The following is a 17,566-nucleotide window of genomic DNA, read 5'->3' on the forward strand; positions in this document are numbered from 1 at the left end:
AGTTTTGTGCTAGATTCCGTCTTTTTATAACAATATAAAGTGAGGGTTTATCATGAAAAAGTTACTAGCTTGGTTTTTACGAATTCTGCCTTTTGCCTATATGGCTGCGATCTGGATTATGTCCAGCCTGCCAGATACCGCTGTCATTGAACTTCCGGACCATAGTGTCGATCGCTTTTTAAAAGAGTCTCTTCACCTGGTAGAGTTCGGGATTTTATATGTATTCCTAGTTTTAGCGGCACTGACGACCGGCCGCTTCACACCCGCTTTAAGCTTCATCTTCATGGGTGTGGCCATCTCGTACGGACTGCTCGACGAGATTCACCAAAGCTTCGTCCCGTACCGGTCCTCAACCGTCATTGATTTTGTAAAAGATGTCATTGGGGTTTTAGCGGCATCCCACTTCATTCATCATGCTTACTTCAGCGGCAAGTTTGTGAGACTGGGGAGGGTTTTGCGTGGGATTGAGGGACGCGTTCGAGGATAAAAGAGATTAATTACGGTTTTTTAGCGGCTGGCCTTGGGATTGAGGCTGGCTTTTTGTGTTTAATAGTGACTTCGTCCATTCAAAGCACCGACCGTTGATAAAATGGGGATAACCGGTTATAAATTCCACTCAACCGTAGATAAAATTTCAGCAACCGTTCATTTATTCTCTTCAACCGTAGATATAATGACAAATGGTTATTCAGACATAAAAATTTCATAATCAAACAGTTACATCAGCAGGTAATTTCCGTGTAAAAAAAGAATTCATATAAAAAATAATAAGGAAGTGACACATTTGATTGAAAAAGAAAGGACATACCCCATTCGGCTTCTTATGTATAAAGCTTTAATGGATAGGATCATACCAAATCATCCTAAAACCTCATTGATCGAGCAAGATTACAGAGCCTGGCGTGCCGGTTACAAAGGTGAGCTGCAAACGGATTACCGCTTAAGTTTTTTACCGGAAAAAGGTTACCACATCTTTCGGGATTTACGCCTTCAAGATGAAAAATGGCATTTCCAGATGGATACCCTCATTTTAACTCTTCGTTATATCCTTCTAATTGAAACCAAAGCCTATTCCGGAACCCTTTTCTTTGATAAACATTCCGACCAAATGATTCAAACAAAGGATGAACAAGAAAAATCATACGATAATCCCATTAACCAGGTTCAAATGCAAGTCTGGCACTTGAAAAGATGGCTGCAAAACCATAAATTCAGTGTCCCGCCCATTTATCATCTTGTTGCCATCAGTAATCCATCTACTATTATCAAGGTAAGTGACCGGTCCCTGAATAACTTGATCGTAAAGGGAGATGTATTATTAAATCGCGTTCTTCAGAGAGAAGAAACCATTTCAAATCCAAGTTTTACTGATAAGGAAGTAAAAAAGTTATCCAAGTCATATCTAAAGAATCATTCCCCACACCACCCGGACATTCTGAAACAATATTCCCTAACACCAGACGACCTTCAAAAAGGGGTTCAATGTCCTTCTTGTTTAACATATGGCATGATACGGGAAAAATGGGTTTGGCGGTGTCCAATGTGTAAGTATAAATCCAAAACGGCACATTTTAAAACTGTAAAAGATTTTTTCCTCCTTATTAGTACTACTATTAAAAACCAGATGTGCAGAGAGTTTTGCCCTGGTGTATCATCCAAGACGATCACTGACATTTTATTATCTTTGAATCTCCCATTCACAGGCACAAACAAAGGCCGCATCTACCACATGCCCAAAGACTTCGAGTCATTTTTCGATCCCGCGAAAAATAATAAAAAATCAAATCCATCCCAAACGCGCTAAAAAGCCAGGGCGCACTTTGCCCTGGCCTTGTAATCCTTATTTGGTTCAATTTTGAACATCATAGGTCGGCTTTCCAACTGCAAGCAACCCCAGTCCATTCCTACTTCCTCGCCGTCACCTTCGTCATCAGACTATCCGCAGAACTGATCTCAACACCCTTGTAATAGTGCGTAACGATGTCCTTGTAGGTTTTGCCTTCTGTTGCCATGCCGTTGGCGCCGTATTGGCTCATGCCGACACCGTGGCCGAAGCCTTCGGTGGTGATGATCACGTTTTGCCCTTTGATCACCCAGGAGAAGTCGCTGGATCTTAAATCGAGCTTTTCGCGTACTTCCTTGCCGGTTAAAACCTTTCCGCCTATATCAATCTTTCCAACTCTGTTTCCGGCTGTCCGGGAAATGACCTTGCCGATTGTAGCGGAATTCGGCAGCTTAACACCCAGCTTTGATTCAAACGCAGCAACGGTCATAACGGTCTCACTGCGGAATTTAGGTGATTTCAAGTCCCACGGGCTTTCGACGCTGCGCAAGTACGGGAAAGCATTGGCCCAGTATTCCTCTGAGTTCTCTGTGAAGCCGTTACTCGTTGAAAAGAAGGTTGCATCGATCGGTGCCCCGTCAAAAGTCAGCACCTGCCCGTCAGTAGCTTTTACAGCTTCGGCAATTTTCTTGATTTTCCATTTATAATCTACGCCCCATTGCTTCTTCAGTTCTTCTTTATTTTTAAAGACCTGGTGGATGGTTGTATCGTTCAGCTGAGCACCTGCGGGAACGCCGACTTTATTCGGGCTCATCATTTGTTTTACATAATAGGTTCTTGCCGACAGCGCCTGCGCCTTCAATGCCTCCAGCTCGAATTCAGCTGGCATTTCGGCTGCTACAACGCCAATTAAGTATTCATCCAGTGGAAGCTTCTCTGTCTTTGACAAAGCAGTGCGGTATACGGCCACTTCAACGGCCGAATCTGCGGACGGCACCGCCGCGGCATCCTTCGCATCATTCTTGAGCTCTTCTCCCAGCTTACCGCCTGCCTTCTCTTCCATAAAAGGGAGGACGAGCATAGTTGGTATGAGGAGTGTGACAGCGAATAGGATTGCAGCTAGTACGATGAAAGGTTTGAATTTTAACATAAAAAAAGCCTCCATTATGAAATTAAGGCGGTTCTTACCGTCTCAATTCATTCTTATGGAGGGGGACAAGCTTTTATGACACAATTTTTGAGCATTCACTATTTGGCAAAAATGATTGTCTTCTAAAAAATGAAATTGGACAGATATTTTATAACTAGAATTACTCATAACCCAAATAAAATCGTATAAAAAGAAAAAAACCGCAGAACTATACTAATATGCACAATTCTACGGTTTATTGGGTATGTTGATTTATGCGTTCATATCTGAAACGAGGTTCTCAGTCACTGGCATTTCTTCGATTTCGCTTACGCGTTCGATGTCTGCGCCAAGGGCAGCCAGCTTTAGATGGAAATCAACGTATCCGCGGTCAAGGTGATACAATTCTGTCACGCGAGTCATTCCATCGGCAACAAGGCCAGTCAGGATCAATGATGCAGCTGCACGCAAGTCTGTTGCTGCCACTTCTGCTCCCTGAAGATCAGATGGTCCGTTCATGATGACAGAACGTCCATCAATTTTAATGTTGGCGTTCATGCGGCGGAATTCTTCCACGTGCATGAAACGATTTTCGAATACCGTTTCTGTGATCATGCTAGTGCCTTGAGCACGCAATAGCAGTGCCATCATCTGGGATTGCATATCCGTCGGGAATCCAGGGTGTGGCATTGTCTTGATATCAACTGCTTTCAGCGTTTCAGGTCCGATGACACGAAGACCGTCTTCTTCTTCAATGATTGTAACGCCCATCTCTTCCATCTTGGCAACCAATGAAGATAAGTGTTCAGGTACCGCGCCTTTTACAAGGACATTTCCGCCTGTAATTGCAGAAGCAACCATGAAAGTTCCAGCTTCAATACGGTCAGGAATGATGTTGTGGTCTGCGCCAAACAACACTTCAACACCTTCGATACGGATTGTGCCTGTACCTGCGCCACGAACCTTCGCACCCATTTTGTTCAGGAAGTTTGCAAGGTCAACGATCTCTGGTTCTTTTGCAACGTTTTCCATGATCGTTGTGCCTTTTGCAAGAACAGCCGCCATCATGATATTTTCCGTAGCGCCAACGCTAGGGAAATCTAAATATATTTTAGCTCCGTGTAAGCCATTAACTGCTTCGGCTTCAATAAAACCGTTTCCTACCTTCACAGTTGCACCCATTGCTTCGAATCCTTTAAGGTGCTGGTCGATAGGACGGGAACCGATTGCACATCCGCCTGGCAGCGCTACGCGAGCACGGCCATTCCTGGCAAGCAATGATCCCATTACTAGTACAGAAGCACGCATTTTACGAACATATTCAAATGGCGCTTCGATTTTTAACTCTCCAGATGCATCTACTGTTATTGTGTTATTTTCAAACTCCACTACGGCGTTTAAAGAACGTAATACTTCGTTGATGGTATATACATCGGAGAGAGTTGGCACATCACGAATTACGCTTTTTCCGTCACTTGCTAATAATGTTGCAGCGATAACAGGCAAGACGGCATTCTTAGCTCCTTCAACTTTTACAGAACCGCTTAGCCTTTGTCCGCCGCGGACGATGATTTTTTCCAAGTGTATTCCCCTCCGCGTCCAATTTCTCTATATTAATATTCAATCGTTATGATTGGTGTGCCAACTACAAGGGTAGTCTTTCCGCCCAATCGGTCAGTTTTCCGTAATCCAAGCTGCATATTCATGTCATGTTCACTGCTCAATGATTTGTCGAATAAAGGCGAGAAAGCGGATGTAGAAATAAATGAATCCTCTTCTAATCCTTCGATTTCCTTTGCGTTAAAAGCCTTTAGCAGTTTACTTTTATAAACAGGTAAAGCCGAGTTTATCTTATCATTGATAACGCCTTCGATACAAGAGAAAGTTGTGGCATTTCCTCGAAAAATGTCAAATATTCTGCCTGGTAAATTTTTGCTCAAAAAGGCTTCTGTATTTTTATTCCAAGACTGACCTCTGACCTCATACATGATATACGTATGTACCTGGCCGTTTATGTCGGTAGAAATAATTTTAATTTTTTCATGAAGCCGTGAAGACTTTGATACAGCAATGATTTCTCCATGGTTAGAATCATTGCCCACAGTCCATGTCCAATTTGGTAGCTTAGCCTTCAAATCTTCGACAAGACCTTCTACATCTTCTTGACCATTCACATTTTCCAATGTTTCCCTTGCATATAAAGACCACCCAGTGATCAAAATATCTTCGTTCTGCAAAACTGAGGCCAGAGTCTGGATCTCATGTTCAGCATCAGCTACAGTCGTTTTATTCCCAGCTTGAAGCACAATAAAACCAATAATGCCAAAAATTGATAAAAAAAACGAAATTTTCTTCATGTCGATCTCACTCTCCCCTTATTACCATTGTTACCAGGAGAGCCAATCACATACTTGGGAATTCTCGTCACTTTCTGACACTATTTTTCGGGTCAACTTTGCCGGGTGTACGTTCTTTGTGAAAAAACAAACATGTACATACAAAATAAACTGCAACAAAATGAATTTTACTCAATATTTGTCAATTTGAAAACATGTACGAAGACCTAATTTTTTACCAATTGAAAGATCATCGGCAGCTGCTGTGACCATTGGAGGTAATCAAGGAAGAAATTACTGACCGTGGAACCCAGCGCGATCGATGCCAAAATATATAAAACCCGGGCTTGAAGAACATGATTAGCCCTGAGCAGCTTTTCAAATTGAAGTGCCTGAAGTGCCCACCAGGCAAGACCGATGAATGCTAAATGGGATATAATGCTGGTCAGTGCATATGGACCAATACCTGAAATCATTTGTCTTCCCCCCTATTACCTTTCTATCTTAACATAAGGCCGATGCATACCTGTAATTAGACGGTACATATGAATGAAAGTTACATGTAACAGGAGAAAAACTTTATGAAAAAAGCAAAAAAGCTGGCCTGCGCGTTATTGCAAGGCCAGCTTCCTTCATTATTTTACCCTTTAGCCGTGTAAAACGGCTCCCATGATGAATCAGATTTTCCCCAAAATCCGTTTCATGAATGTTTCGAAGTCGATTCTTTCAAGATCAAAAAGTCTTATCTCATAAAATCAACGAACTGATTGAAATTCGCATGCAAGAAGTCCAATGCCACATTTGGCAATACTCCGAACAGGATTGTTGCAGCAGCTGTAATGATGACAACTGCTGTAATTCCTGCTGGCATCTCGATTTTAGCGTTGTCAGCTGCCGGACGGAAGAACATCTGCGTCATAATTCCAAAGTAATAGAAATACGAGACAACTGTTGTGGCAATCATAATCGATACAAGGACATAATGCGCCTGGTCGACCATCAATGCGCCCAAGAAGATATTAAGTTTACCGATAAAACCTGCAGTTCCCGGGATTCCTGCGAGTGACAGGATGAAGATTCCCATTGTGACCGCAAGAAGCGGTGCGCGGCGGTAAAGGCCCGCGAAGTGGCTGATATCTTCTGAGCCTGTCTTCGCAGTAATCAGCTGGATAATCGCAAATGCACCAAGGTTCATTAATACGTAAGCAAGCAGGTAGAACCAGATCGAATCGAAGGTCACGAATGACATGGCTGTGAGTGCGACGAGGATATAACCTGCATGCGCGATGCTTGAGTAAGCAAACAAACGTTTAATGTTCCTCTGTCTTAACGCAACCACGTTACCGATGATCATTGTTGCTCCCGCAAGGAAACCAATATAGTCCTGGAGTGCGAACAGCAATGGAATTTTCTGTCCTTCGTCACCAGCAACCGGAATATATCCGAATACGGATAACAGAATTCGAAGGATGATCACAAAACCAGCTGTTTTTGAAACAACACTCAAGAACGCTGTCACTGGAGTTGGAGCTCCCTGGTACACATCCGGCGCCCACATATGGAATGGAGCGGATGCAAGCTTGAATGATAATCCAATAAAAATCATGAAGAATGCCAGTCCAAGCAGGTAGATGTGCTGACCATCTGAAATTCCTCCGAAGACAGTGGCAATTCCTTTTAAATTTGTTGTTCCAGCCAAGCCGTAAACATAGCTCATACCGAACAAAGTGATGGCACTTGAAATACCGCCGTTAATGACGTATTTCATTGCAGATTCGTTAGACTGCAGGTTTCGCTTGCGCATACCCGCCAATATATAAGAAGGAATCGATAGCAATTCAAGTCCGACGAACAAGGTGATTAAGTCGCCGCTTGAAGCCATCATCATTGCACCAAGCAATGCAGCGAGGAACAGGTAGAAAAACTCTCCTTTATAATCCTCGAGACCTTCATTATGCGGAAAATCAATAGCCAAAAGCATGACGAGCGCCGAACCAACAAGCAGGATCAGCTTAAAGGCAATCGCAAACGAATCAAGTCTGAATGTATCAAACAAGATTGAAGTTGTCTCACCGCCGATTAGCATCACCAGTGAAAGAATTGACGCGATAATCCCGATAAAACCAATCCAGCCAAGCACTTTCCGGTCTACGTGCTTTGGCATGAATAAATCAAGAACTGATAGGGCTGTTGCTACTCCCAGGATGATGAATTCTGGAGTCATCGTTCCCCAATCAAATGATAGAAGCGTATCTAGATCCATCGTTCATCACCCCCCTATTCCCATCAAGATAGTTTCTAAAGTTGCCTGAAGCGGTTCACTCAGAACGTTTGGATATACTCCAATCAGGACGATCAAGCCCACAAGCACCAAGATCGGTGCCCATTCAAACGTGCGAACATCTGAAATACCGGCAAATTCACGTTCTGCTTTGCCATACGTGATAGCAAGCACGGCGCGCAGCAGGTAAACGGCCGTCATGATGATGCCAAGCGTACCAACCGCTGCAATGATTGGCATTTCCTTGAACAGGCCGAAGAACGCCATGAATTCGCTGACGAATCCGGACATCCCTGGCAAGCCGAGTGACGCCATTGCACCAGCAAGTAAGAAGCCAGATGCGATCGGCATTCCTTTTGCAAGGCCGCCGAGATTTGCAAGTGTAGTAGTGTGAGTGCGCTCATACAGCACTCCAACCAGGAAGAACAATAATGCTGAAATCAAGCCGTGAGATACGACCTGGAAAATCGCCCCTTGAATACCAGCTTCATTATTTGCCCCAAGTCCGATTAACACGATACCCATATGGGAAATAGAAGAGTAAGCAAGAACCATTTTAAAATCTGTCTGGATAAAAGCAAGGAATGCTCCGTACAACAGATTGATGACGCCAAGTACTGCAAGCAATACTGTTAATTGTTCGAATTGCTCTGGGAAGATCCCCATCCCGAAGCGGATCAAACCGAACGCACCGATTTTCAATAGGATCCCTGAGTGGATCATAACGATTGAAGGCGGCGCCTCTACGTGAACGCGCAGCATCCAGCTGTGGAGCGGGAAGATTGGCAGCTTTACGCCAAAAGCGATTAGCAAGGCAATCAACAATCCCATCTTCAGTGACTCTGATATCGGCGCTACTAATTGCGCATTTTCAGTGTTCAAGATCATTTTGAGCATTTCGATATTCGAAGTGCCTGTTCTTGAAAATAACACCATGATGACAATCAGCAGGATCGCTGAACCAAGGCCATTATAGATCAAGAAGCTGTAAGCAGCCTTTTCTTTTTCGTAATAACCCCATTTCCCGATCAGGAAAAACATTGGGATCAGAGTGATTTCGAAGAAAAGGAAGAACAAGATCAAGTTTTGGGATGTAAATACACCAAGCATGCCGATTTCAAGAAGCAGAAACAGCATGTAGTAGCCCTTCCATTCTTTTTTGATATGGAAGGATGCAAGAGCTGCAAGCGTTGCAATCACTGCAGTCAGTACGACCATGATCAGCCCGAAACCATCAATTCCCAGTTCATAATTGACACTGAACATGCCGGTTTGCTCGGCACTTGGTCCGCCAAACTGGATCCAGCGGAATTTTTCCGAAAGATTAGCAAGGTCTGCTCCGCCGCGATAGGAAAAATAGGCGATCAGTGCCAAAACAAGTGACGGAAGTGTCGCTAAAACGCCAAGCATTTTAATGCCTGATTCATTCGCTTTAGGCATGAACGCCAAAAGCAGAATACCTAGCAAAGGGGAGAATACAAGCAAGGTAAGAAAATAGTTAAAATCCATTATAAATACCCCCCTGTTAACGCGAAGATGACCATCAGAACTGCCAAACCGACAAACGCGATTGCGCCATATGTCTGTACCTGGCCGCTTTGAAGTTTAGCGCCAGTTTTACCAAGGGCCTGAACAGAAGCAGTTGTCAGTTTCACTAGGCCTTCAACAAGGAAGAGCTCGATAAAACGCAGGAATAAACTGATTGCCTTCACAGCAAACACGATCGTCTGGCTGTAAATTTCGTCGATATAGTACTTATTTTTCACAACGCCATATGCGATCGGCGCTCTGCTGCTGAGCCAGTCTCGGGAAATGGACTTTTTGCTGTACATCATCCACGCAAGCAGAATACCAAGTAATGATACGACTGTCGCAACAACCATAATCCATGCCGGACCTTCGATGTGTCCATGGCCAAGGTTTTCATTGCCCTCAGTCAGCCAGTCGCCAAGGAAAGTGCCGAACCAAGGTGTGTTCACATAACCAGCGATAACAGCAAGAACACCGAGAACGACCATTGGCATTGTCATGACTGACGGTGATTCATGGACATTCTTCATCTCGCTGCGCGCCTCACCGGCAAAGACCATGAAGAACAGACGGAACATATAGAATGCCGTGAAAAATGCTGCAATCACTGCTAACCAGAACAAACCATAATTTCCGTGAGCCCATGCAGCGATTAAAATTTCATCTTTACTGAAAAATCCTGAAAATAATGGTACGCCGCTGATTGCCAATGTCCCAATCAGGAACAGAGGTCCAGTGAACGTAAGCTTTTTCCAAAGCCCGCCCATTTTCTCAATATCCTGAGTATGTACAGCATGAATGACACTACCTGCTGCAAGGAACAACAATGCTTTGAAAAAAGCATGAGTCATCAAATGGAATACTCCGGCAACATAGCCGGCAGATCCTAATGCAAGCATCATATAGCCTAGCTGACTGACTGTTGAAAACGCAAGAACGCGTTTGATATCAGTCTGTACAAGACCAATTGTAGCAGCAAAGATGGCCGTGAAGGCACCAATGACCGCTACCGTCATCATAGCTGTTTCACTGGCATTGAATAGCGGGAACAGCGATGCGACTAAGTAAACACCCGCTGCAACCATTGTCGCTGCGTGGATTAACGCAGAAACTGGCGTAGGGCCTTCCATCGCGTCAGGAAGCCATGTGTGAAGCGGGAATTGACCTGATTTACCAACTGCCCCAATGAAAATCAGGATGGCAGTCAAGGTAATCATTGTTCCGGAAATTGCGCCTTCTTCTACTGCTGCAAATATCTCATCATATTCGAAGCTGCCAGTTTGCCAGAATAATAAAATCATCCCAATCAGCAGCCCTACATCCCCGATACGGGTCATGATAAAGGCTTTTTTCGCAGCCGCTTTGGCGCTTTCTTTGTAAAAATAGAATCCGATCAACAGGAATGAACCTACACCAACCAGCTCCCAGAAAATATAAGTCTGAAGAAGATTCGGCGAGATTACAAGACCTAACATCGCAAATGTAAATAACCCTAGATAAGCATAGAAAACCGGGAACCGCTCATCACCATGCATATATCCTTTTGAATAGGTATGCACAAGGAAGCTGACAAGAGATACGATCACCAGCATCAATGCATTTAATTGGTTTACTTCAAAGCCCGCAGTCAGTTGTAAATCCCCTATTGTCAGCCAAACGGTTTCAGCTTTGAAGGTGGACTCCGTCAAGCGCTCGAGAAGCACTAGGATGGAGTATACCAGTGAGGCAAGAGTCGCTAAAATTCCAACGAAGGCACTTGCTTCTTTGAGCTTTTTACCGAATAGAAGAAGGAATAGAAAGGATACAAGCGGGAACAGCGGAATGAGCCAAGCATTCTCCATTAATATCACAATCCCCTTTTTTGAACGGGCGTTGTCTATCATTTATACGTCCGTCAGATTGAGGCCCGCATTGCACGGGGCAGTCCAGCTACAAGAAATGTTCTAAACATTAAGCAGCGGGATGTTCCGCCGCCTTCAAACTTAATTAATTTTTTAGCTGATTCATTTCATCAACATTGACCGACCTGCGGTTGCGGTAAAGAGCAATCAAAATCGCTAGTCCCACAGCTGCTTCTGCCGCTGCTACCGAGATGGCAAACAGTGCGAAAACCTGGCCTGTGATGGAAGGATTCAACCCGTATTTACTGAAAGTTACTAGATTGATATTGACGGCGTTGAGCATCAATTCAATCGAGATCAGCACAATAACTGTGTTCCGTTTAGTCAGCGCACCGTATAGTCCGATGCAAAACAGGATAAGTGCAAGTGCAAGAAAGGCTGAAACTGGAACAGAACTCATTCCTTATCCCCCTCCTTATCATCATTTCGCGCCAATACGATAGCGCCTACCAGCGCTACAAGCAGAATCACGGATGTCAGTTCAAATGGAATGATGTACTTAGAGTAAAGCGCCATTCCGATTTGTTCTGTGTTATTTTCGTGCAGCGTATTCGGCACTGCATCAAAACTCAAGTCATAGATTCCGTAATAAACAGCTGCACCGAAGCCCAGTACGCCAAGAAGAACCAGCAGCTTTCTCCATGGACTTGTTTTTTGCTCTTCATCGTCACTGTGGTGGCGGGTAAGCATGATTCCGAATAGCATGATGATCGTGATCGCTCCGGAATAAATCATAACCTGGATCACTGCGATGAATTCGGCTGATAACAAAATATAGATTCCTGCAATACTGACGAATGTAAAGACGAGTGCAACGACCATGTGGATGACCTTGGTAAGGTTCAATAAAAGCACGCCGCCCATTACCGCCACTAAAGCAAGTGACATAAACGCAAAAAATTCGCCTGATAACGTCATGCTTTATTCACCTTCCGTATATTCTCATCATTTTCATCAAGCCATTCCAGGTTCTTAAATAAGTCATCCCGACTGTATTCAGCAAGCTCAAAGTTGTTCGTCATGATGATTGCTTCAGTCGGGCATACTTCTGTGCATAGGTCACAGAGGATGCAAAGCTCGAAGTTGATATCATACGTATCTATGATTTTTCCTTTTTTCGTTGGATCAGGATGCTTTTTACCAGTCAAATTAATGCATTCTGTCGGACAAATGTTGGCACATTGATTGCAGACAATGCATTTTTCGGGATAAAACTTCTGAATGCCCCGGAACCGGTCCGGAAGCGGAATTGGTTCGTTTGGATAATCATAAGTGAGCTTTTCACGAGATAATTGTTTAAGGGTATAAGCTAATCCTTTTGTCCATCCTAGCACGTTATTCACCCCTTTTAATGCAGGAAGCAGAGGCGCTTTTTTAAAGCGAATGCTCCCATTCTTATTTTAAATATTGAAAAGTTCTTTGATCAAAGCTGTCAGGAAAATGTTTGCAAGTGCAACCGGCAATAGTACCTTCCATGCGAACTCCATCAACTGGTCTGCACGGATACGCGGGAACGTCGCCCGGAACCAGATCAGGATATACACTACAAGGCTGAACTTAAGCGAGAACCACACAGCGCCTGGGATAAAGCCCAGGAACGGAAGCGGCAGCCAGCCTCCAAGAAAAAGCACAACAATCAAGGCTGACATTGCGAACATATACACATATTCAGCAAGCATGAACATCGCCCAGCGGAAGCCAGAGTACTCGGTATGGAAACCGGCAACTAGTTCATTTTCCGCTTCAGCAAGGTCGAATGGCACCCTGTTCAGTTCTGCAGTTGCAGCAATAAAGAATACGATGAAAGCAATTGGCTGCCATAGAATGAACCAGCCTTTACTGCCCTGTGCCTCTACGATTTCATTCAAGTTCAGGCTTCCTGAAAGCAGGACAATCCCAAGAACACTCATGACCAGCGGGATTTCATAGGAAATCATCTGTGCCGCGGCACGCATACCGCCAAGCAAGGAGTACTTATTGTTTGATGCCCAGCCTGCCATTAACATCCCGACAATCGTCAGGCCTGAAATGGCGATATAGTATAGGAAACCCACATTCAAATCAGCAAATTGCAGTTCATCGGTCAGCGGGATTGTCGCCATTACCATGAAGGATGGAGCGAACGCGATCACCGGTGCGATAATGAACAGCGGCTTATCCGCTAATTTCGGGATTAAGTCTTCTTTTACCAAAAGCTTTAATACGTCGGCTACAGACTGCAAGAGGCCCCATTTACCGCCTACATGTGCCGGACCGTAACGTCCCTGCATAAAACCAAGCACTTTTCTCTCAGCCAGAATGGCCATTGTTACAAATCCGAGGATTACGAGCAACAGGACAACTGCCAAAAGAAAGAAAATACCAAAGTTGATCAAGCCCGGGCTATTAGTGAGAAGATCCGCAACCATTAGCCGTCTACCTCCCCAAGAACGATATCAACCGCTCCTAAAATTGCAATCAGATTCGAGATGCTTTCACCTTCTAAAAGTTTAGGAAGGATCTGCAAATTATAGAAGCTAGGCCTTCTGAACTTGAGACGGTAAGGCTCTTTTTTGCCATCGCTGGATATGTAACAGCCAATTTCGCCTCTGGAGCCTTCGATCCGGACAAACGCTTCCCCTTTTGGAGCCTTGATGATCTTAGGAACTTTGGCCATGATTTCTCCCTCTTTCGGGAATTGTTCCAAAGCCTGTTCGATGATTTTCAGTGACTCTTCGATTTCACCCAGCCTGCAATAGTAGCGGGCAAGAGCGTCTCCTTCTTCACGAGTGACAACGTCAAAGTCGAAGCGATCATAGATTGAGTACGGCTCATCCTTGCGCAAATCCCATTTGACACCGGTACTGCGAAGGTTCGGTCCGCTCAATGAATAATTGATGGCATCTTCTTTTGTATATGTTCCGATGCCTTTTGTACGGTTAAGGAAAATTTCATTTCCCGATACAAGCTGATGGTAACCCTTCAGCTGTCCTCTTAAGTAAGGGATGAACTCAGCAACCTTTTCAAGCCAGCCTTCCGGAGCATCCCATTTCACGCCGCCAACACGCATGTAGTTGAATGTAAGGCGCGCACCTGACAATTCATTTAGCAGGTTCAAAATCATTTCCCGGTCACGGAATGCGTACAGCAATGGGCTCGTAGCTCCAAAATCAAGGATGAAGGTTCCCCACCAGAGCAGATGGCTGGCAACACGGTTCAATTCCATTGCAAGAACTCTTAGGTACTCTGCGCGTTCAGGAATCTTGATGCCCATCATCGTTTCCACAGCATGGACAAGTACATAGTTATTTGTCATTGCCGATACATAATCCATTCGGTCCGTGTACGGAATGATCTGGGTATATTGAAGATTTTCCGCAAGCTTTTCCGTACCGCGGTGCAGATAGCCGATTACCGGCTTCGCTTCAACAATAATCTCCCCGTCGATTTTAAGAACGAGGCGGAATACACCGTGTGTACTTGGGTGCTGCGGGCCCACGTTCAAGAGCATTTCTTCTGTGCGTATCACGGGCTACACCTCCACATCATACGGTTCATAGTCTTTTCTTAATGGGTGGCCGACCCAGTCTTCACCCAGCATGATGCGATGGAGGTTAGGATGGCCCTCGAATTTAATACCAAGCAAGTCGTAAGTCTCACATTCAGGCCAATCTGCACCCGCCCAAAGCGGCTGAACGGATTCAATGACAGGATGATCACGATCCAGCTTTACCTTAAGTGCAACTGTCTGCCTGTTTTTGTATGAGTATAAATGCACATACACTTCCATATGTGTTTCAAAATCAGTGCCGTGAAGCTCTGATAGATAATCGAATCCAAGCAATTCATTGTATTTCAGGAATGCAGCGACACGTTTGTACGAATCTTTCTTCGCAACAAGCGTCGGCACATCCTTGGATAACGGGTTAATATAGTAATCTTCTAAAACATCCGCACCAAGGTTGTCTGAAATCACTTTTACATATTTATCAAGATATGGCTGGTTTGGAGAAGGCTTCTTCTCTTCTGCAGGTTCTGCAGCTTCGGTTTTTGCTCCGGCTGCGGACTTTGCCTTTGCGGCAGCGGCTGCTTTTGCCTTAGCTGCAGCAATCGCTTTCGCTTTTTCGTCATCGGCAGATCCACCAGCATCTCCGCCCATTGCTGCAGCTTTCGCTTTCGCTGCTGCTGCGGCTTTGGCTTTTGCTACTGCAGCGGCTTTTTTCTTCGCCAGGTCATCATCGTCTCCCGATGAAGCTTCTGTTAACTCACCAGCTTCTGCCTTCGCTTTTAGTTTTGCTGCTGCCGCTGCTTTTGCTTTCGCTACCGCTGCGGCTTTCTTCTTCGCGAGGTCATCATCATCACTTGATGAAGCTTCTGCTGACTCACCAGCTTCTGCCTTTGCTTTCAGTTTTGCTGCGGCTGCTGCTTTTGCTTTCGCTACCGCTGCGGCTTTCTTCTTCTCGAGGTCATCATCTTCTCCTGCTGGAGCTTCTGCTGATTCCCCTGAATCTGCCTGGCCAGTCGCTTTCATTTTCGCGAGTGCGGCTGCCTTTGCTTTTGCTGCGGCGGCGGCTTTCTTCTTCGCGAGGTCTGCATCATCGTCTCCTGCTGGAACTGCCGGTGTGGCTGGCTCCTCTGACGATGCGGGAGCTTCAGTTGATTCTCCTTCTTCTTGCGCATTCGCTTTCATTTTTGCCAGTGCTGCTGCCTTCGCTTTTGCTGCAGCGGCGGCTTTTTTCTTCGCGAGGTCCGCGTCATCACTTACTGCTGGTGCCTCAGCTTGTTTTTCTTCTGGTGCAGCGACTTTTTCAGCAACCTCTTTCGGATCATTTCCCTCACCCGATTGCTTTGCTGCCAGGCGCTGTTTTGCCAGCTCTTTCGCTTTTTCAGCTGCTTCTCTCTTTATCTGCTCTAAATCCTTTTCCCCGCTCATCGGTTAGATCACCTTCTTCCCGGTTTTCGCCTCATAACGGATCTTCTCTTTTAACTTATTAATCCCGTAAATTAGCGCTGCTGGGTTCGGCGGGCATCCCGGTATGTATACATCGACGGGAACGATCTGGTCGACCCCTTTAACTACTGAATAAGATTTTACGTAAGGACCTCCTGCTGTCGCACATGAACCCATGGCAATTACCCATTTCGGTTCAGCCAGCTGATCATAAAGTCTGCGGACTGTCGGAGCCATTTTTTTCGTTACGGTTCCTGATACGATCATGACATCTGATTGACGCGGCGAGTTCCGGTAAAACGTTCCGAAACGGTCAAGGTCATAGTGAGCGGAGCTGGAAGCCATCATTTCGATCGCACAGCAAGCTAGACCAAATGTCATTGGCCACATGGAGTTGCTTCGTGCCCAGCCTTTAACCTGTTCAAGTGTAGTCACGAATACATTTCTTTGGAGTTCTGCCATTTCTGCAGGTGAAAGATCATCCAATTTTAAATCCATTTTAGCACCTTCTTTTTCCACGCGTAGATGAGTCCAATGAGAAGCAATACAACAAAGATCAGCATTTCAATTAATGCAAAGATCCCCAATTTCTCATAAGCGACAGCCCATGGATACAAAAACGCTGTTTCTACATCAAAAATAACGAACATAAGGGCAAACACATAATAACGGACGTTAAACTGAACCCTTGCATCACTGAAAGGTTCCATCCCGCTCTCGTAGGTGGTATATTTCCGCTCATCCTGCTTGTACTTCGGACGCAGCAGCTTTGCTGCGAATAAAGCAACAACAGGAAGCAATACCCCGAGACATAGGAACACAAAGACTATCAAATAGTTATTTTGATATAGATTCAACTGTTCCATGCCCATCCCTCCAATGTTGTAAAATTTTCATACTTTTTAAACTTGTAACCGATAACAATTATACCATTGTTGCAAATGTGTGTCGATAAAGCTTTGAACAAACTGGCAACCTTCTTCCATGTCTACTAACATACGAAAAAAAGATAAAAAAGCACGTTAAAAAAGTCTACGGCAAGAGTCGTCGCTTTCCATACTTAGTAGCATTCAGTGAAATTTATTCGTATTCTTTTAACCAGGTTTATTTCGAAGTTTTGGAGCTCACCGTCGTGCAGGATGGCGCATGCTCCTTTTTTCCACGAAATAAGCTTTTGACATAAAAGATGCGCTTATACTAAAGAAATCATTCGGTTACATTCTATATTTAACCGATTTGGATTTAGTTGTCAGTGATGTTTGTCAACATTTTTAAGTTCTGTTACAGCAGAGGTTATGGTGGAATTGTGTACTTTTTGATTTTATCGGGTTAATTATTGAGGAAATGAATGAGGAGTCAATCTCAAACCCGCAGTTTTTTGATTAACCTGTTGTAATTTATGTAAGAGCTGTGACTAGACATAATTTATTACCATAATTTCCGTGTTTAAATACATTCCGTTTTATAACAAAAAGTTTTATATCGAAAATAAAAATTTTATAGCGAAATTTGATAATTTATAGCGAATTACGATTTTTTATAGCGATAATTCTTTTTTAATAGCTAAATTTTAGTTTTTATAGCGAAACGGAAACTGTTCCCATATATGCAAATGTATTGGGAGCAAAGATTCGCCACTCTCAAAATAAAAAACACCCTCCAGAATGATCTGGAGG

The 17,566-nt window shown here is 44.4% G+C and carries 17 protein-coding genes; 2 read left to right on the forward strand and 15 right to left on the reverse strand.

Annotated elements, in window-relative coordinates; genetic code table 11:
• Positions 1-52 precede the first annotated feature (52 nt).
• Both AABM38_RS22940 and AABM38_RS22945 read left to right on the forward strand, forming a co-directional pair.
• Positions 53-487, forward strand: a complete 435-nt coding sequence (locus AABM38_RS22940; protein ID WP_423408463.1) for a VanZ family protein — start codon at positions 53-55, stop codon at positions 485-487.
• Between the two features lie 297 nt (positions 488-784).
• Positions 785-1,804, forward strand: a complete 1,020-nt coding sequence (locus tag AABM38_RS22945; protein WP_423408464.1) for a nuclease-related domain-containing protein — start codon at positions 785-787, stop codon at positions 1,802-1,804.
• Positions 1,805-1,904: 100 nt separating this feature from the next.
• Here AABM38_RS22945 and spoIID read toward each other — a convergent pair whose 3' ends face one another.
• From spoIID to AABM38_RS23020, 15 genes are all read right to left on the reverse strand, one after another.
• The gene (spoIID, locus tag AABM38_RS22950; RefSeq protein ID WP_423408465.1) at positions 1,905-2,933 is read right to left on the reverse strand and encodes a stage II sporulation protein D; all 1,029 of its coding nucleotides are present in this window, start codon (positions 2,931-2,933) and stop codon (positions 1,905-1,907) included.
• Between the two features lie 252 nt (positions 2,934-3,185).
• Entirely contained in the window at positions 3,186-4,493 is a 1,308-nt protein-coding gene (gene murA, locus AABM38_RS22955) for a UDP-N-acetylglucosamine 1-carboxyvinyltransferase (RefSeq protein ID WP_423408466.1), read from the reverse strand.
• Between the two features lie 32 nt (positions 4,494-4,525).
• Entirely contained in the window at positions 4,526-5,269 is a 744-nt protein-coding gene (locus AABM38_RS22960) for a YwmB family TATA-box binding protein (RefSeq protein ID WP_423408467.1), read from the reverse strand.
• 206 nt (positions 5,270-5,475) lie between these two features.
• Complete coding sequence (locus AABM38_RS22965) at positions 5,476-5,724, reverse strand: DUF1146 family protein (protein ID WP_335377328.1); 249 nt, start codon at positions 5,722-5,724, stop codon at positions 5,476-5,478.
• Positions 5,725-5,990: 266 nt separating this feature from the next.
• Positions 5,991-7,511, reverse strand: a complete 1,521-nt coding sequence (gene nuoN, locus AABM38_RS22970; RefSeq protein ID WP_423408468.1) for an NADH-quinone oxidoreductase subunit NuoN — start codon at positions 7,509-7,511, stop codon at positions 5,991-5,993.
• 6 nt (positions 7,512-7,517) lie between these two features.
• Positions 7,518-9,038: a complex I subunit 4 family protein gene (locus tag AABM38_RS22975; RefSeq protein WP_423408469.1), complete on the reverse strand. Its 1,521-nt coding sequence runs from the start codon at positions 9,036-9,038 to the stop codon at positions 7,518-7,520.
• A complete protein-coding gene (nuoL, locus tag AABM38_RS22980) occupies positions 9,038-10,900 on the reverse strand; it encodes an NADH-quinone oxidoreductase subunit L (RefSeq protein ID WP_423408470.1) in 1,863 nt (620 codons plus the stop codon). The genes AABM38_RS22975 and nuoL overlap by 1 nt, the downstream gene beginning before the upstream one ends.
• Before the next feature lie 145 nt (positions 10,901-11,045).
• Positions 11,046-11,360, reverse strand: coding sequence for an NADH-quinone oxidoreductase subunit NuoK (gene nuoK / locus AABM38_RS22985; protein WP_335428292.1), 315 nt, complete (start codon positions 11,358-11,360; stop codon positions 11,046-11,048).
• Positions 11,357-11,878 carry an NADH-quinone oxidoreductase subunit J gene (locus AABM38_RS22990; protein WP_335377323.1) on the reverse strand — a complete coding sequence of 174 codons (522 nt, stop codon included), beginning with the start codon at positions 11,876-11,878 and terminating at the stop codon, positions 11,357-11,359. The genes nuoK and AABM38_RS22990 overlap by 4 nt, the downstream gene beginning before the upstream one ends.
• Complete coding sequence (gene nuoI, locus AABM38_RS22995) at positions 11,875-12,294, reverse strand: NADH-quinone oxidoreductase subunit NuoI (RefSeq protein WP_207501336.1); 420 nt, start codon at positions 12,292-12,294, stop codon at positions 11,875-11,877. Before nuoI ends, AABM38_RS22990 begins: the two co-directional genes overlap by 4 nt.
• Before the next feature lie 66 nt (positions 12,295-12,360).
• Positions 12,361-13,368, reverse strand: coding sequence for an NADH-quinone oxidoreductase subunit NuoH (nuoH, locus tag AABM38_RS23000; protein ID WP_335377321.1), 1,008 nt, complete (start codon positions 13,366-13,368; stop codon positions 12,361-12,363).
• Complete coding sequence (locus AABM38_RS23005; protein ID WP_423408471.1) at positions 13,368-14,468, reverse strand: NADH-quinone oxidoreductase subunit D; 1,101 nt, start codon at positions 14,466-14,468, stop codon at positions 13,368-13,370. Before AABM38_RS23005 ends, nuoH begins: the two co-directional genes overlap by 1 nt.
• Before the next feature lie 3 nt (positions 14,469-14,471).
• Positions 14,472-15,872 (reverse strand): NADH-quinone oxidoreductase subunit C, encoded by a 1,401-nt coding sequence (locus AABM38_RS23010; protein WP_423408472.1) that lies wholly within the window; start codon positions 15,870-15,872, stop codon positions 14,472-14,474.
• 3 nt (positions 15,873-15,875) lie between these two features.
• The gene (locus AABM38_RS23015; RefSeq protein ID WP_207501340.1) at positions 15,876-16,388 is read right to left on the reverse strand and encodes a NuoB/complex I 20 kDa subunit family protein; all 513 of its coding nucleotides are present in this window, start codon (positions 16,386-16,388) and stop codon (positions 15,876-15,878) included.
• Positions 16,379-16,756, reverse strand: coding sequence for an NADH-quinone oxidoreductase subunit A (locus AABM38_RS23020; protein WP_207501341.1), 378 nt, complete (start codon positions 16,754-16,756; stop codon positions 16,379-16,381). Before AABM38_RS23020 ends, AABM38_RS23015 begins: the two co-directional genes overlap by 10 nt.
• Positions 16,757-17,566 lie beyond the last annotated feature (810 nt).

The organism is Heyndrickxia sp. MSNUG (assembly GCF_049532715.1).
Classification (GTDB): domain Bacteria; phylum Bacillota; class Bacilli; order Bacillales; family Cytobacillaceae; genus Mesobacillus.

Coding starts and splice junctions, on each gene's coding strand:
- AABM38_RS22940 (WP_423408463.1), top strand. CDS start 53: ATGAAAAAGTTACTAGCTTGGTTTTTACGAATTCTGCCTTTTGCCTAT.
- AABM38_RS22965 (WP_335377328.1), bottom strand. CDS start 5,724: ATGATTTCAGGTATTGGTCCATATGCACTGACCAGCATTATATCCCAT.
- AABM38_RS23010 (WP_423408472.1), bottom strand. CDS start 15,872: ATGAGCGGGGAAAAGGATTTAGAGCAGATAAAGAGAGAAGCAGCTGAA.
- nuoH (WP_335377321.1), bottom strand. CDS start 13,368: ATGGTTGCGGATCTTCTCACTAATAGCCCGGGCTTGATCAACTTTGGT.
- AABM38_RS22990 (WP_335377323.1), bottom strand. CDS start 11,878: ATGACGTTATCAGGCGAATTTTTTGCGTTTATGTCACTTGCTTTAGTG.
- nuoK (WP_335428292.1), bottom strand. CDS start 11,360: ATGAGTTCTGTTCCAGTTTCAGCCTTTCTTGCACTTGCACTTATCCTG.
- AABM38_RS22975 (WP_423408469.1), bottom strand. CDS start 9,038: ATGGATTTTAACTATTTTCTTACCTTGCTTGTATTCTCCCCTTTGCTA.
- nuoN (WP_423408468.1), bottom strand. CDS start 7,511: ATGGATCTAGATACGCTTCTATCATTTGATTGGGGAACGATGACTCCA.
- nuoL (WP_423408470.1), bottom strand. CDS start 10,900: ATGGAGAATGCTTGGCTCATTCCGCTGTTCCCGCTTGTATCCTTTCTA.
- AABM38_RS23015 (WP_207501340.1), bottom strand. CDS start 16,388: ATGGATTTAAAATTGGATGATCTTTCACCTGCAGAAATGGCAGAACTC.
- AABM38_RS22960 (WP_423408467.1), bottom strand. CDS start 5,269: ATGAAGAAAATTTCGTTTTTTTTATCAATTTTTGGCATTATTGGTTTT.
- AABM38_RS23020 (WP_207501341.1), bottom strand. CDS start 16,756: ATGGAACAGTTGAATCTATATCAAAATAACTATTTGATAGTCTTTGTG.
- spoIID (WP_423408465.1), bottom strand. CDS start 2,933: ATGTTAAAATTCAAACCTTTCATCGTACTAGCTGCAATCCTATTCGCT.